15 protein-coding genes are annotated in these 13,032 nt (G+C 57.0%); 3 read left to right on the top strand and 12 right to left on the bottom strand.

The features are described from left to right. Positions 1–6: 6 nt before the first annotated feature. Both CV945_RS04460 and CV945_RS04455 read right to left on the bottom strand, forming a co-directional pair. The gene (locus CV945_RS04460; RefSeq protein ID WP_100659227.1) at positions 7–483 is read right to left on the bottom strand and encodes a glutathione peroxidase; all 477 of its coding nucleotides are present in this window, start codon (positions 481–483) and stop codon (positions 7–9) included. A gap of 59 nt (positions 484–542) precedes the next feature. Beyond that, positions 543–1,058: a hypothetical protein gene (locus CV945_RS04455; protein ID WP_100659226.1), complete on the bottom strand. Its 516-nt coding sequence runs from the start codon at positions 1,056–1,058 to the stop codon at positions 543–545. A 125-nt stretch (positions 1,059–1,183) separates the two neighbouring features. On the opposite strand from CV945_RS04455, the gene metA reads away from it, so the two are divergent. From metA to CV945_RS17190, 3 genes are all read left to right on the top strand, one after another. Further along, a complete protein-coding gene (gene metA / locus CV945_RS04450) occupies positions 1,184–2,092 on the top strand; it encodes a homoserine O-acetyltransferase MetA (RefSeq protein WP_100659225.1) in 909 nt (302 codons plus the stop codon). 172 nt (positions 2,093–2,264) lie between these two features. Further along, on the top strand, positions 2,265–2,363 hold the full coding sequence (locus tag CV945_RS04445) for a YjcZ family sporulation protein (protein WP_011231280.1): 99 nt from the start codon (positions 2,265–2,267) through the stop codon (positions 2,361–2,363). Between the two features lie 154 nt (positions 2,364–2,517). Next, positions 2,518–2,667 (top strand): hypothetical protein, encoded by a 150-nt coding sequence (locus CV945_RS17190; protein WP_011231282.1) that lies wholly within the window; start codon positions 2,518–2,520, stop codon positions 2,665–2,667. A 40-nt stretch (positions 2,668–2,707) separates the two neighbouring features. Here the strand turns inward: CV945_RS17190 and cobO are convergent, their stop codons facing one another. The 10 genes from cobO to CV945_RS04395 all read right to left on the bottom strand — a co-directional run bounded on the left by cobO (position 2,708) and on the right by CV945_RS04395 (position 13,030). Next, entirely contained in the window at positions 2,708–3,253 is a 546-nt protein-coding gene (gene cobO / locus CV945_RS04440) for a cob(I)yrinic acid a,c-diamide adenosyltransferase (RefSeq protein ID WP_100659224.1), read from the bottom strand. Beyond that, positions 3,234–4,004, bottom strand: a complete 771-nt coding sequence (cobA, locus tag CV945_RS04435; RefSeq protein ID WP_100659223.1) for a uroporphyrinogen-III C-methyltransferase — start codon at positions 4,002–4,004, stop codon at positions 3,234–3,236. The genes cobO and cobA overlap by 20 nt, the downstream gene beginning before the upstream one ends. Next, the gene (gene cobT, locus CV945_RS04430; protein WP_050367284.1) at positions 4,001–5,056 is read right to left on the bottom strand and encodes a nicotinate-nucleotide--dimethylbenzimidazole phosphoribosyltransferase; all 1,056 of its coding nucleotides are present in this window, start codon (positions 5,054–5,056) and stop codon (positions 4,001–4,003) included. Before cobT ends, cobA begins: the two co-directional genes overlap by 4 nt. Positions 5,057–5,278: 222 nt before the next feature. Continuing rightward, positions 5,279–6,781 carry a cobyric acid synthase gene (locus tag CV945_RS04425; RefSeq protein WP_100659222.1) on the bottom strand — a complete coding sequence of 501 codons (1,503 nt, stop codon included), beginning with the start codon at positions 6,779–6,781 and terminating at the stop codon, positions 5,279–5,281. Further along, positions 6,774–8,141, bottom strand: coding sequence for a cobyrinic acid a,c-diamide synthase CobB (locus CV945_RS04420; protein WP_033010019.1), 1,368 nt, complete (start codon positions 8,139–8,141; stop codon positions 6,774–6,776). Before CV945_RS04420 ends, CV945_RS04425 begins: the two co-directional genes overlap by 8 nt. After that, the gene (locus CV945_RS04415) at positions 8,087–9,271 is read right to left on the bottom strand and encodes a cobalt-precorrin 5A hydrolase (RefSeq protein ID WP_100659221.1); all 1,185 of its coding nucleotides are present in this window, start codon (positions 9,269–9,271) and stop codon (positions 8,087–8,089) included. Before CV945_RS04415 ends, CV945_RS04420 begins: the two co-directional genes overlap by 55 nt. 1 nt (position 9,272) lies before the next feature. Then, positions 9,273–10,046 (bottom strand): precorrin-4 C(11)-methyltransferase, encoded by a 774-nt coding sequence (gene cobM, locus CV945_RS04410; protein ID WP_100659220.1) that lies wholly within the window; start codon positions 10,044–10,046, stop codon positions 9,273–9,275. Then, positions 10,043–10,744: a precorrin-2 C(20)-methyltransferase gene (gene cobI, locus CV945_RS04405; protein WP_011887473.1), complete on the bottom strand. Its 702-nt coding sequence runs from the start codon at positions 10,742–10,744 to the stop codon at positions 10,043–10,045. Before cobI ends, cobM begins: the two co-directional genes overlap by 4 nt. After that, positions 10,741–11,946, bottom strand: a complete 1,206-nt coding sequence (gene cbiE / locus CV945_RS04400; protein ID WP_100659219.1) for a precorrin-6y C5,15-methyltransferase (decarboxylating) subunit CbiE — start codon at positions 11,944–11,946, stop codon at positions 10,741–10,743. Before cbiE ends, cobI begins: the two co-directional genes overlap by 4 nt. Then, positions 11,912–13,030: a cobalt-precorrin-5B (C(1))-methyltransferase gene (locus CV945_RS04395; protein WP_044742813.1), complete on the bottom strand. Its 1,119-nt coding sequence runs from the start codon at positions 13,028–13,030 to the stop codon at positions 11,912–11,914. Before CV945_RS04395 ends, cbiE begins: the two co-directional genes overlap by 35 nt. Positions 13,031–13,032 lie beyond the last annotated feature (2 nt).

The raw sequence follows: 13,032 nt of genomic DNA, 5'->3' as shown, positions 1-13,032 counted from the left end.
ACTGTCTTACAGCAGTTTTTCGATGTCTTCTTTCAGCTCACTCGGCTTTGTTTGCGGAGCGAAGCGGGCGACGACGCGTCCATGGCGGTCAACCAAAAACTTTGTGAAATTCCATTTGATCGCCTTTGTCCCCAACGCCCCCGGCGCCTCTTCTTTTAAATATTGAAACAATGGATGGGTGTTATCGCCATTCACATCCACTTTCGCAAACAGCGGGAACGTCACGCCATAATTCAACTGACAAAACTGCTCGATCTCCGCTTCCGTCCCCGGCTCTTGGCCGCCGAACTGGTTGCACGGAAAGCCGAGCACCACAAACCCGCGATCACGATATTCGTCATACAGCTCCTGCAGTTCTTTATACTGCGGGGTAAAGCCGCAACGGCTCGCCGTGTTGACGATCAACAACACTTTTCCTCGATAGGCAGACAACGGCTGTTCTTCTCCGCGAATCGTTTTGACGCTGAATTCATACACACTCATCGTTCTCACCTCACCCCCATCATAGCCGATTTCTCCGGTTGTTTCCACTTTTTGCACCGTTACTGGTCGGCAAATGGCTGCAGCTGTTCGAGCGAGGAAATCATATACGGCACCATTTCCGGTAAATCGGCCGCGTTTTCTTCGTAAATAAGGCGGGCAAATTCGACCACGGCTTCATTTTCATACGAGCCGCGTTCATGCGGAAACGGAAAGCGGAGCGTTTGCCGAATGATTCGCTCCTTGCCCCAAATCGTCCGCAGCGTTCCTTCGATAAGCGCACAAACGGACAGGCGGCGCACCGGCAAGGCGAACGAGACCGCAAGCCGGCAGCCGGCCTGGCCGTGATGGAGCCGTTCATTCACCAGTTCGGCAAAATCGATCGCAAGCCGCACCGTGCAGACGACCGGCGGTTCAGGCGCACCGGCCTGTTGAAAGGAAATGGCGTACTCGCGCGACAGGCGGGCCAAATCGGCGAGATCGCGGCGGTCGGTGACGGCAATGCGCCCTTGCAAGTCGGCATCATAGACGGCTCCTTCCAACACCGTTTTCAAATTGTCAAACGCCGTCGGATCCATTCGTTCCCCCCCTTATTTTCTTTCGCTGTTGAATGTCCACGAACGAAAAAATGAATTGAAGAAAGTCAATAAACTTTTTATAATGGAATTATTTAAAAAACGAGAACGAAACGGAGGGGACATCGTTGCCAATCAACATTCCAAAAGATTTGCCAGCAAAAGAAATCCTCGAACAAGAAAACATTTTCGTCATGGACGAAGAACGGGCGTATTCGCAAGATATCCGCCCGCTCAATATCGTTATTTTAAACTTAATGCCGGAAAAAGAAAAAGCGGAAACGCAGCTATTGCGCCTGCTCGGCAACTCGCCGCTGCAAGTGAACATCACCTTTTTGCGCCCAGAAACCCATGAGCCGAAAACGACAAGCAAACATCATTTAGAACAATTTTACACCATTTTCCCGCATATTCGCCATCGCAAGTTCGACGGGATGATCATCACCGGAGCGCCGGTCGAGCAAATGCCGTTTGAAGAGGTCAACTATTGGAGAGAGTTGACGGAAATAATGAAATGGACGAAAACGAACGTCACCTCGACGTTGCACATTTGCTGGGGAGCACAGGCCGGCTTGTATTACCATTACGGCATCCCGAAACATCCGCTGCCAAAAAAATGCTTTGGCGTGTTCAACCATACGCTCGAAGTGAAAAATGTCAAACTGCTGCGCGGGTTTGATGATGTGTTCCGCATGCCGCACTCCCGCCATACGGATGTCAAACGCGAGGACATTGAAAAAGTGCCGGAGCTGACGATTTTGTCGACCGCCGACAAAGCCGGTGTTTCTCTCGTCGCTTCGAACGACGGGCGGCAAATTTTCTTGACCGGCCATCCAGAATATGATGCGACAACGCTCAAAGAAGAATATGAACGCGACTTGGCGAAAGGGCTACCGATTCACATTCCGGAATCATACTTTCCGAACGATGACCCAAGCCAGCCGCCGCTGAACACATGGCGCTCGCATGCCAATTTACTGTTTGTCAACTGGCTGAACTATTACGTGTATCAAGAAACGCCTTATGAATGGGAATGAAATCAATATATGCAATCATTTCACTTGAACCATCCCGAAAAAACGCCTTGCTGAAACATATGCAAGGCGTTTTTCTCATTTTGGACGATTGTTTTCGTGTTTCGACAATCGCCCTGTTCTTTTAGTTTTTTTTGACATACAATACGATAGATTCCACCAGGAGGTGAACATGATGGGCGCTTGGCATGGAAACAGCTTTGCGTTGATTGTCGTTCTGTTTATTTTGTTGATTATTGTTGGATGTGCCTGCTTGGGCGGATATGCCTACTAACCGAAATCACTGATTGCCTTCATCCGGCCGGCTTGCAGCGGGAACACGAACGCTTCCCGCTTTTTTTATGCTGGGCTGTAGACAACCATGCATAGGAATGAAGGCATCGTCCATGCTAAACGTATGACAACGGCAGCCAAAGGAGGTGGAGCTCATGACGAAACGCCCAAACAACGGCAGCCGCAATCAAAACGCGCCAACGCAAGATCCGATGGCCTTGCTTCGCGGCCCGGTTTCCGGCGATAACAGTAAAGGACGTCGGCAAAACAAAATCCAAAATGACAAAACCGATGAAAATGCCTAACCTGCAAAAAAGCGGCTAAAAAACGGCCGCTTTTTTGCTTCTAAAATTCAATCCCTTTCATCGCGGTCCTTCCTTGTTCATAGTCATGCTTGACCCACTTCATTTCCGTAACGATATCGGCAGCCGCCATCAACTCCGGGCGCGCCGCGCGCCCCGTGATGACAAGATGGAGCGACGGCGGGCGCGTGCGGATCAGCTCGAGCACCTCGCTGACTGATACGATATCTTCAACGGGAAAGCGGTCAATGGCCAACACATTGTTCAGTTCATCGAGCACAATCATATCATACCGTCCGGAATACACATATTCTTTGGCCACCGCCCAGGCACGCTTCAATGCTTCCCGGTGGATGTCCGGCGTTTTCGTCCAAGTGAAGCCAGCGCCGAGTTGGCGCACCTCGACACCGAGGCGGCGAAGGGCGAGCTGCTCGCCGTACGTGCGCTCTGGAGACTTGACAAATTGCAAAATGGCGACGTTCATTCCCCGCCCAACCGCGCGCAGGGCAAGCCCCAATGCGGCCGTCGTTTTTCCTTTTCCATCGCCCGTATACACGATGACACGCCCGCTACGACGAGGCGTCGGCATTGACCACGCCTCCTTGCCCCTCTGGAAACCATTGAATCGTCTCACGCAGGCGAACGACATCGCCGATGATGATGATGGCCGGATGGGAAATGCCGGCCTTTCGCGCTTCAACCGGCAACGTCGCCAGCGGCGCCGCCACGGTGCGCTGCCGCTCAGTCGTCCCCCATTCAATGACGGCCGCCGGTGCATCCGACGGCTTGCCCGCCGCCATCAGCCGGCCGCAAATATCCGGTAAATTGGCCGCTCCCATGTAGACAAGGATCGTATCGCATCCGCGGGAGAGCGCCTCCCAATCGACTTGCTCGCTCCGATGCCCGCTGACGATCGCCACCGAGTCAGCGTAATCCCGGTGGGTGACCGGAATGCCGGCATACGCCGGAACAGCGATGCCGGATGTCACCCCGGGAACGATTTCAAACGGAATGCCGGCTTTCGCCAACACTTCCGCTTCTTCGCCAACGCGGCCAAACACACACGGATCGCCGCCTTTTAAGCGGACGACCGTTTTGCCTTGTTGCGCATGCCAAACGAGCAGCTCGTGAATTTGTTCTTGAACGGTGTCATGTTTTCCCGGCTCTTTGCCGCAGTAAAGAACCTCAGCGCCCGGCTTTGCGTAGCGCAGCAGCTTCCGGTTGATGAGCCGGTCGTAAATAATGACATCCGCCCGCTCTAGGCATTCGCGGCCGTAAACCGTGATGAGCTTTTCATCGCCCGGCCCGGCGCCGACTAAATACACTTTGCCGATGGTCATTTCCCGTTCTCCCCTTTCGCATCAGCGGTGGAAACGCCTGCCGAAGCGAATGTCGCCATTTCGTTCACCATCGCCGTTGCGGACACCAAGAGCGGAAACGCCACAGCAGCTCCGCTTCCTTCGCCAAGGCGCAGGCCAAGATCCAAAAGCGGCTCTTTCCCAAGCAAACGAAGGGCTATGCTGTGCCCCGGCTCTTCGGAACGATGGCCGGCAATCATATAGTCGGCGACGTTCCCGGCAAACTGGCGGGCCACAAGGGCAGCCACCGTGCAAATAAAGCCGTCAAGCAAAATCGGAATGCGCCGTTCAGCGGCTGCCAACATCGCCCCGGCCATAGCCGCAATCTCCAACCCGCCGATTTTCGAAAGCCATTCAACCGGCTTCGCCGGATTGGGGCGATGAAGCAAGAGCGCCCGGCGGATGACGTCCCGTTTATGGGCAAGCATCTCCTCTTGAATGCCGCTTCCTTTGCCAACGATGCGCTCAAGCGGCTCCTCGGAGAGCGTGGCCAATAAAGCGCTCGCAGCGGTTGTATTGCCGATGCCCATTTCGCCGACAATAAGCGTGCGGGCGCCTTGTTCAATGATGGATGCCGCCTGCTCGTAACCGACATAAAGCGCCTGTTCGGCCTCGGACGGCGTCATCGCTTCCGTTTTGGCGAAATTGTTCGTTCCCGGGCGCACCTTCTTCTGAATGACACGCTCATCAGCAATTGGCACGGCGACACCGACATCAATGACTTGAAGCAACGCGCCGATTTGCCGGCTGAAGGCGTTGATTGCCGCTCCGCCGTTGGCAAAGTTGTACACCATTTGCGCCGTCACTTCGGCTGGATAGGCGGACACCCCTTCTTCCGCGACGCCATGGTCGGCCGCAAACACGAGCACTCCGGGCGGAGTGACGCGTGGGAGCAGCTCTCCAGTCATACCGGCAAGCGCGGCCGCCACTTCTTCCAGACGGCCGAGGCTGCCGGGCGGTTTCGTCAGCTGATTGATGTAATCACGTGCTTGTTCCACCATTTCACGGCGGATCGGTGGGATGGAAGCATTCATCACGGTCGCACCATATCCCCATCAAGCGGGAATAGGCGCTTCCTCCTTTCTCGTCTATGATTGAGGGGCGAAAAAGCAGCTTTCCCCCGTCACGCTTTAGCGAAGAGGAAGGCCGGCCACCTCCCGCTTTACAGAGGAATTCGCAGCCCCCAAACCGAGCCAATCGCTCGGCAAAAGCGGGCCATATCGGCCGTTCCTCCGCACCACCATTTTCCATATCGATCACAGCCGCTGAAATTGACGCATCATCTGTTCGATCCGTCCGACGTCGACATGCTCGCGGACATGGGCGGCAAGCCGGTCAAACATCGCTTCCTTACGGGTGTGAAACGATACAGCGCCGTGCAACGGAGCTCCCTTTTCGCGGCGAATAGCATTCAAAAAAGCGGTGCGGAACGCATCGTTATGAAACAAATCGTGCATGTACGTGCCCAGCACCCGCTCATCACTGTGCTTCGCCCCTTCATGACGGCCGTCCGCCTCAATAAGCGGCGCATAGCCAGAAAGCGGCGTCGAGCGGCCCATATGAATTTCGTATCCTTGCACGGCAAATCGCTCTCCGCCCCATGTAAGCACTCCTTCGGAACGGATCGTGATTTTCGTCCGCTCAAGCGTTGTTTCCATCGGCAGCAACCCAAGCCCTTTGACTTCCAAAAGCGGCGTCTCGACTCCATACGGATCGCGGATGACGGCGCCAAGCATTTGGTAGCCGCCGCATAAGCCGACGACCCTCGCTTTTCCTTCATTGACAAGCGACACAATGCGGGAAGCGAGTCCTCTTTTCTTCATATAAATCAAGTCTTCGATCGTGTTTTTGCTTCCCGGCAGCACGATCACATCCGGCTCGCCGAGTTCACCCGCGTGCGTCACCAACCGGACGCGGCAGTCCGGTTCGGCCAAAAGCGGGTCGATATCGGTGAAATTGGCGATTTTCGGATAGCGGATGACGGCGATGTCAATCGCTTCCTCTCCCCCGACAGATGAAGCAAACCGCTCAAGCGACAGCGAATCTTCCGCATCGATCGTCAAATCCGGCAAATAGGGGACAACGCCGAGCACCGGCACGCCGGTGCGCTGCTCAAACCAATCAAGCCCCGGTTTAAGCAGTGACACATCGCCGCGAAACTTGTTAATGATGACGCCGATGACCCGCTTTCGGTCCTCAGGCTCAAGCAGCGACAGCGTTCCGACGAGGCTCGCGAACACCCCGCCCCGCTCAATATCGCCGATCAACACGACCGGAGCGTTGGCGAGGCGGGCGATGCGCATGTTGACGAGCTCACGGTCGTTTAAATTCACTTCGGCCGGGCTTCCCGCTCCTTCGATGACAAGCCGATCGTATTCGTTCATCAGCGTTTCAAGCGACTGGCGAATGACGGCCAGTCCTTGGTCGAAAAACTCGTTTCGGTAGGCGAACGCCTGCATATTGGCATACGGTTTGCCAAGCACAACGATTTGCGACTCGTGATCGCGGCTTGGCTTAATCAAAATCGGATTCATCTCGACGCGCGCCGCCACTCCGGCCGCTTCCGCCTGAATGCCTTGCGCCCGGCCGATTTCTTTCCCGTCCGGCGTTACATATGAGTTTAACGACATGTTTTGCGACTTAAACGGCGCCGTCTTCCAGCCGTCTTGGGCAAACATGCGGCAAAAGGCGGTGGCGATGACGCTTTTGCCGGCATCGGAATGGGTGCCTTGAAACATGACTGGCAGCGCTCTAGCCATCGCGTTTCACCCGCTCGCATGCGGCGAGCCATCGTTCAGCCATCGCCGGGGCGGACGCGAAATGGAAATGGACGTAGCCGGCGACAAGCCGGTGCATTAGACAACCGTCCGGCTTTGTTCCTTTCCGGCCGCTCGTGTCATAAGCAAACGGCATCTCGCTCCGCGGTTCGTACACCGAATAATGGAATTCATGTCCGCGCGCTGTTTCTCCTTCCGGCAATAGAAAATTCCCTTTCCGCCCGCGCACTTCGCGATACCCAAGCGCCGCCAGCGTCCGCTGCATGACGACCCGCCCCGGAATGACGCCGACCATGTCGTACGCCTCCCCGCTCGTCGTCACAAGCTGTTCAGTGAGAAACATAAATCCGCCGCACTCAGCCAGCGTCGGCAAACCGGATTCAATCGCCGCCCGGATCGACTGTTTCGCCGCCGTCTGCCGCGCCAGCTCAGCGGCAAATTCCTCCGGGAAGCCACCGCCGATATACAGCCCGTCGGCGCCTTCCGGAAGCGGCTCGCCGGCGAGCGGGGAGAAATAAACAAGTTCCGCGCCATAGGCGGCCAATATCTCCAAGTTTTCTGGATAGTAAAAGTGGAAGGCGGCATCCTTCGCCACCGCGATGCGAACCGGATACGTCCGGCTTGGCTGGACAAGCGGCGCAGGCGCCTCCAGAGGCGGAGCGGACTCGGCGATTTGAAGCAGCGCCTCCCAATCGACTGTTTCCGCTACTTTTTCCCCAAGGGCGGCAAAAAAAGCATCCAATTCGCCGCGCTCCACCGACGGTACGAGCCCTAAATGCCGCTCGGGCAACGTCAGAGCCTCGTCTTTTGGCAAATAACCGACCGCCGGGATGCCGCACATTTGCTCGATGGCCGCCTGAATCAGCCGGAAATGCCCTTCGCCGCCGACGCGGTTCGCAAACACGCCGGCAATGCGGACGTTGGGGTGAAACGTTTGAAACCCGCGGACGATGGCAGCAGCGCTGCGGGCCATGCCGGCGGCGTCAATGACAAGCAGCACCGGGCTTTCCGTCAATGCCGCAATATCGGCTGTCGATCCTTCATCAGACAGCGGCTGCTTGCCGTCAAACAGCCCCATCACCCCCTCGATGATGGCGAGATCCGCCCCTTGGCAGCCGTTCGCCAACATTTGGCGCACGTTCGCACGGCCGGCCATCCAGCTGTCCAAGTTGCGCGCCGGCCGGCCGGTGACCGCCGTATGGTACGTCGGATCAATGTAGTCTGGTCCGCATTTAAACCCTTGCACCGTATATCCTTGCTGCCTCATGGCCGCCATCAAGCCGAGCGTTACAGTCGTTTTGCCGGCACCGCTTCCTGGCGCAGCGATGACAAGCCGTCGCATGGCTCGCTCTCCTTTCTGCGTCTGTGATCGATCAGTGCCACCGAAATCGTCACGTTGCCCGATTTCTTTTTCACGAGCGCCATTCGATCGGCCCCGCTGTACAATTTCGCCGCCGGCTCGCTCACCCCGTAGGCGCCGGTGTAGCGAAACACGGTCTCCGACGGCGCTTCGATCGGCACCGTGTTCAGCTCTTCTGGCGTATATGCAACCAATTCCCATCGATATTTGTTGACTACCTCCAAAAGGCCTTGTTCATCCTTTTTCAAGTCAATGGTGCACACCGCTTTGACGCTTTTGAGCGAAAAGCGCAGCTCATTGAGCGTCTCGCGGATGACCGCTTCGATTTCGTCAGCCGATGTGCCGCGGTTGCAGCCGATGCCAAGGGCGATCACTTTCGGGCGATACAAGACGCCGTTTTGCAAAATCGCTTCTTCTTCCGGCGCAAGCAGCCGGTGAGTGACCACAAGCGCTGCCGTCGGGCGGGCGGCCAGCGCCTCCGCGATCGAGCCGTACACGGTGATGTTTTTTGGCAGCGGGCGGCCCGCCGGCCACCAATTTGGTTCTCCTGACTCTTGCACAATGGCGACCGGTTCTTCATTGACAACAGCCGCGCTCACCGGCGTCAAGTTGTCATCCGACTCCCATTCCCAGCCGAATTCGCGGCCGAATAGATCAACAGCGATCGTCTGCTGCACATCGGAAGCGGTCGTAATGACCGGGCGGGCGCCCAATATGGCGGCCACACGCCGCGTCAGTTCGTTGGCGCCTCCTAAATGGCCGGATAATACGCTGATGACATGTTCTCCTTTATCATCAATGACGACAACCGCCGGATCGGTCTTTTTATCTTTCAGCAATGGAGCGATCATCCGGACGACCGCGCCGAGCGAAATGATGCAAATGAGCCCGTCGTAGCGGGCGAACAGCTCCGGCAGCAACGTCTTCACGTTGCCGGAAAACAAGCGGATCCCGTGCTCGGCTTCATCGCCGCGGGCGAATTTCTCCGTATAATACACGTCCGCTCCAACTAGAGCGCCGCCGAGCCGGCGGGCGATCTCGACCCCGTGTTTCGTAATGGCCACGACCGCATAGACGCCGTTCCTTTCGTTGTTTATGGCAACAGCCCCCACCTTACGCCTCCCCCTTTCGATATCCGTGCGTAAACGTCCGGTCATACAGCTTCGACCGATAGCCTTGTCCATGAATATGCGGATCGAGCGCCCAGCCGGCTAAGATGATGGCGTGCTTCGTCACACCATGGCGCCGCATATCCTCAGCCAATGTCGCCACCGTGGAGCGAATCACCACTTCATCCGGCCATGTCGCCTTATAGACGACCGCGACCGGCGTATCACCGCTCCAGCCCGCGTCAAGGAGCGCCGCGCTTACTTTTTTGGCAAGCGTCGCGCTTAAAAAAAGGACAAGGGTGCAATGATGCTGGGCCAGCTCCTGCAATTTCTCACGCGGCGGCACCGGCGTCCGCCCCTCGGCGCGGGTGAAAATGACCGTCTGCGTCAATTCGGGGACGGTGAGCTCGGCCTGCACGGCTGCCGCGGCCGCAAACGCCGAACTGACACCGGGGACGATTTCGACTTCAATTCCTTCTCCTTTCAATAAGGCGATTTGCTCGAGCGTCGCCCCGTAAATCGATGGATCACCCGTATGCACGCGGACGACGAGCCGGCCTTGCCTCACCTTGTCGGCCATCATCGCCACTATTTGTTCCAAATGCATGCCGGCTGTATGAAACACCTCTGCCTCCGGCTTCCGGTAACGCTCAATCAGTTCTTCGCTCACTAACGAGTCGGTGTAAAAAATGGCGTCCGCCGCGGCCAACAGCTCCGCTCCTCGAACGGTGATCAAATCCGGCGCTCCCGGCCCCGCTCCGATGATATACAGCTTCACTTTCTCACCACCAGCAATGTCAAATATTCGAGTTCTGCCCCTTCGAGCCGCTCAACGTCCCAAATGACTTCTTCCCTTGACGTCACTTTCGTCACCACTGCCGCCCGATGAAGCAAATCGAGCTCGCGCAGGAGGCGGATCATCAAGTCGATCACTTTTGCTACTTTAAAAAAGATGACACAATCATGTGCAAGAATCGCGGCTTTCATCGCTTCATAGTCGTCACGCGCCGGCACGATCGCCACTTGCTCATCGCCGTCCGCAAGCGGCAGGCGAAGCCGGGCGGCGGCGGCGTTCGCCGAGCTGACGCCGGGGACGACTTCGATCGGCGCGTCTGGATAGCGTCGCTCCATCACATGCATCAAATGGATGAACGTGCTGTACAACAGCGGATCGCCTTCGGTGACAAACGCCACATCGCGCCCAGCCGACAGTTCCGCCCAAATGGCGTCGGCTGCTTCGTTCCATTTTGGTTCAAGCACGGCCACGTCTTTTGTCATCGGAAAATGAAGCCCAAGCCGGCGTTTTTCCTCCGGCGCAAAATACGCGTCGATAATTTGTTCGGCATAGCTTTTGCTTTGCCGCCCTTTTTTTGGATAGGCGATCACCTCCGCCTCTTTTAGGCGGCGGTACGCCTTGACAGTCATCAGCTCCGGATCGCCTGGGCCCACGCCGATGCCATATAATGTTCCCGTCATTTCTCTCCCTCCCGCTTCGCGGCTATGATGTACACCGGATTGAGCGCCTCAAAGCGCGTCAAGTTCAAAATCGGCTTGCTTCGCGACACTTGCGCGAGCGTGATATCGACATGAAACCCGCGTTCGCTGAGCTCGCGGCTCGCTTCGGCTAGCGTCTCGATCGTCGCCGCATTGATGACGATGCGCCCATTTCGTTTCAAGCGGCGGCAGCACACATCCAGCAATGGCGCCATCGCCCCTGACGTGCCGCCGATAAAGATGGCGTCCGGGTCGGCAAATTCGTCGAGCCGATCGGGCGCCCTGCCGTGCACAAGCGTGATATCGACACGGAATTTGCGCAAGTTTTGCCGGCAAAGTTCGATATCTTGTTCATTTTTTTCAATCGCAAACACGGCGCCGTCGCGGGCGATTTTCGCCGCTTCAATCGCCACCGAACCGGTGCACGTTCCAATATCCCAGACGACGCTGTCCGGGCGCAAGCGCAAAGCGCTTAGACTTAAAACTCGGATTTCTTTTTTCGTAATCAATCCTTTGTCCGGCTTGCGCTGAAAAAACTCGTCATCCTCAATGCCGAGCGGCCAAACCGGACCGGGAGCGGTTTGCCGCAAAATGACTATATTTAATGGAAGAAACTCAGCTCCCGCCATCTCTTCCAACGAAAACAAGCGGCAACGCTCGTTCGGGCCGCCGAGCTCCTCACCGACAAACGCCTCATATTCCGTGATGCCGTACTCGAGCAAATAGCGGGCGATGACGGCCGGCGAGTTCGTCTCATCGGTTAAGATGGCGACTTTGCGCCGCCCGTCGATCCGTTGCACGAGGCCGGTGAGCGGGCGGCCATGGACGCTGATAAATGCGGCATCTTGCCAAGACTCCCCCATTTTCGCAAACGCCCATTGCACCGAGCTGACCGCCGGATACACCTCAATCGGCAATTTGCCGGCCAAATAGCTGCCGATGCCGTAAAAGAGCGGATCGCCAGACGCCAGCACGACAGTACGGCGCGTCTCGTGCCGAAGCCGCTCCACCAGCTCCGCCAGTCCGCGGCGGATGACGATCGTTTCTCCTTTGTAATCGGGAAACATCGCCAGCTGCCGCTCGCCGCCGACAAGCAGTTCGCTTTCATCAATCCAGCGCCGATACAGCTCAGGAAGACTTGCCTTCCCGTCAGCTCCCACGCCGATCAGTTTCATCGTCCCCATCAATTTGCACCGCCTTTCCTAATCGTTGTCCGTTCATGGTGTAAATGGACGTCGCCACCGTCAAGCCGCCTCCGACTTCGTTGAGCGCTGCCCGGCAACACGCCTCACACAACAGTTCGAAAAACTTCGTGCAGCCGGCTTCTTGCATCATGTCGCCGACTTGCGCCGCCGTGTTCGCGCCGCGCACCGCGGCCACCAACGCGGAAGAGGCGCCGGCTTGCTCAGCGAGCGCCGCCAAAAAACCGAAGTCAACCGGAGCGCTTTTCGAGTGCACCATCATCACCCCTTGGGCGACTTTCGAAAATTTCCCCATCATCCCGACCATCGACACCATCTTGATGCCAAGCCGTTTGCATTGCTTCAGCGTAAACCCGACAAAATCACCCATTTCAATAAATGCTTCTTCCGGCAAATGCGGATACTCTTGCATGGCATATTTCTCGCTCCGCCCCCCGGTCGTGATCACGACATGGCGGCAGCCGTTCGCTTTCGCCACTTGAAGCGCCTGTACGATGCTCGCCCGGTAGGCGGCGGTCGAGAACGGAACGACGATGCCCCGCGTTCCTAAAATCGAAATGCCGCCCATAATGCCAAGCCTCGGATTCAACGTTTTTTTGGCGATTTCCTCGCCGCCGGGCACGGAAATGACAACGTTCACCCCGCGATGTAAACCGTATTGCGCCAATACTTCGTTGACTGCTTCGCGGATCATTTGCCGCGGCACTGGATTGATCGCCGCTTCCCCGACCGGCACCGGCAAGCCGGGTTTGGTGACGCGTCCGACCCCTTCACCGCCGTCGATATGAACGCCCGGCGACGAGGCCCACGAGACAGTGGAAACGATGAGCGCACCGTGCGTCGCATCCGGATCATCGCCGCCGTCTTTCACCACAGCTGCAGTCGCCGTTTCGCCTTCGAACGAACAAGAGGCAAGTGAAAAGGTGACGACCCGCCCGATCGGAAGGCGAATCGTCGCGTCTGTCTGCACTTGGCCAGTGATGAGGGCTGTGAGCGCGGCTTTCGTGGCCGCTGCCGCGCACGATCCGGTCGTATACCCTTCACGCAGCGTTTTTTTCGTTTCCATCG

This window comes from Geobacillus sp. Manikaran-105 (assembly GCF_002809955.1).
Lineage (GTDB): Bacteria > Bacillota > Bacilli > Bacillales > Anoxybacillaceae > Geobacillus > Geobacillus thermophilus.
This window is presented reverse-complemented; position numbering and strand designations above follow the sequence as displayed.